2 protein-coding genes are annotated in these 2177 nt (G+C 63.0%); one reads left to right on the plus strand and one right to left on the minus strand.

Annotated features, from left to right (window positions below; translation table 11 throughout):
* A partial coding sequence (locus AC1D1X_RS21325) for a potassium transporter Kup (RefSeq protein WP_477699115.1) occupies positions 1 to 1470 on the plus strand: 1470 nt, incomplete at its 5' end.
* 297 nt (positions 1471 to 1767) lie between these two features.
* Here the strand turns inward: AC1D1X_RS21325 and AC1D1X_RS21330 are convergent.
* Positions 1768 to 2177 (minus strand): YciI family protein (locus AC1D1X_RS21330; RefSeq protein WP_477699116.1); only part of this gene is annotated, 410 nt, incomplete at its 5' end.

Consider the following 2177-nt stretch of genomic DNA (forward strand, 5'->3'; position numbering starts at 1 on the left):
GTGGTGACGCCCGCGCTCAAGCCCTATGTGCTGCCGGTCTGCATGGCGGTGCTGGTGGGGCTGTTTGCAGTGCAGCGTTATGGCACGGGCCTGGTCGGCAAGCTGTTTGGCCCGGTCATCGTGTTGTGGTTTGGTGTGCTGGCCTTTACCGGTGCGCTGGAGATTGCGCAGCAGCCCGGCATACTGGCCGCGCTGAACCCGCTGAACGCCATTCGCTTTTTAAGCGCACAGGGCTGGCACATGTTTGTGGCGGTGGGCGCCATCGTACTGGCCTTTACCGGCGCGGAGGCGCTGTACGCCGACATGGGCCACTTCGGCAAGCGACCCATCCAGTTTGCGTGGGGCGGCCTGGTGCTGCCGGCGCTGGCGATTAACTACATGGGCCAGGGCGCACTGCTGATGCGCGACCCGGCCGCGCTGGAAAACCCGTTTTATCGCATGTTTGCCGAAGCGTGGCTGATTCCCGCCGTGGTGCTGGCTACGCTGGCCACGGTGATTGCATCGCAGGCTGTTATTTCAGGCGCTTATTCGATGACGCGGCAGGCCATACAGCTGGGCCTGCTGCCGCGCATGAGCGTGCTGCACACCTCGGCGCGCGAGGCCGGTCAAATCTACATGCCGGGCGTGAACTGGCTGCTGCTGGCCGCCGTGCTGGCCACGGTGCTCGGCTTTGGCAGCTCGTCGGCCATGGCGGCAGCCTATGGCATTGCGGTGACGATCACCATGCTGATCACGACCTTGCTGACCTTCTTTGTCATACGCCAGGGCTGGCGCTACCCCTTGCCGCTGGCGATTGCCGCGACAGTGACTTTTGTGGCGGTTGACCTGCTGCTGGTGGTGTCGTGCATGCTGAAGTTCATGCAGGGCGGCTGGTTTCCGCTGGTGCTGGGTGTGGCGATCTTCACCGTGATGGCGACGTGGCGGCGCGGGCGTGAGCTGCTGGTAGAAAGCATCCGCCACGACGACCCGGAGCTGTTGCCCTTTGTGACGGCGCTGTCGGCCGACAGCGTGAACCGCGTGCAGCGCACCGCGGTGTATGCGGTAGCCAACCCCGACACGGTGCCGCAGGCGCTGATGCACAACCTCAAGCACAACCAGGTGCTGCATGAGCGCAACCTGATCCTGACAGTGGTGTTTCATGACGTGCCGTGGATACCGTTTGCCGAACGCGTGCAGGTGCAGCCGCTGGCGCCGGGCTTCTGGCGGGTGGAGGTGAACTACGGCTTCAAGAACACGCCCGACATTCCGAAAGCGCTGGAGCTGTGCAAGGCCCAGGGCCTGCCCATCAACCTGTTTGAGACCTCGTACTTTTTAAGCCGCGAAATCGTGGTGCCCACGCGCGGCTCGGGCATGGTGCACTGGCGCGAGGCGCTGTTCGCCCTGATGTCGCGCAACGCAGGCAGCGTGGCGGGGTTTTTCAAGCTGCCCAACAACTGCGTGATTGAGCTGGGAACGCGGGTGCAGATTTGAGCCGAGCGGGGTCGGCCGTCGCCCGCATGGCGCGTCGGTGGCCTGCGGGAGCGATGGATGGCACTATCAATTTAATAGCTGCTCGCGCCCGCCCTTATTGGGCTTCAGGTACTTTCGATGCCTGAAAATGCCTGTTTTTGGCACTTTTTTGTGCCCAAAAGGCACTCAGGCCAGTTTTCAGTTCACACGTAAACGCTATCAAAACAATAGCTGCTTGCGCCCGTTGTTATTGGGTTAGAGGCCTTTTTTGTGCCTGAAAACGGCCCAAAAAGGCCGGCCAGGCGCCAGCCAGCCGCCTCAGGCCTTGCCGTCGTACTGCTCAAAGAAATCGATGGGGTGCATGTCGATGCGCCAGCCGGCCTGCTCGCCCAGCGTGGCGGCAGGGTGCAGCGAGGCGGTTTTCACGGCTTCGTCCGGGTTGGCAGYGTCGATGATGAAAAAGCCGCCCACCAGCTCCTTGGCTTCGGTGAACGGGCCGTCGATCTTCTGCGTCTTGCTGCCGCGCGGCTGCAGGCGAATGGCGGGTTCGCCCAGCGAGGCGCTGACGCGCAGCTGGCCGGTGGCCTTGAGCTGGGCGTCCTTGGGCGGGCACTGGCTGACCAGGGCCTGCATGTCGGCGGGCGGCATGGCGGCGAATTCGGCGGGGTTGTAATAGGCGAGGCAAAGGTATTTCACGGTGTTTCCTTCAAAAAGTGGTTGCTGACACC

The sequence above is a fragment of the Polaromonas sp. P1_G4 genome, from assembly GCF_056405475.1.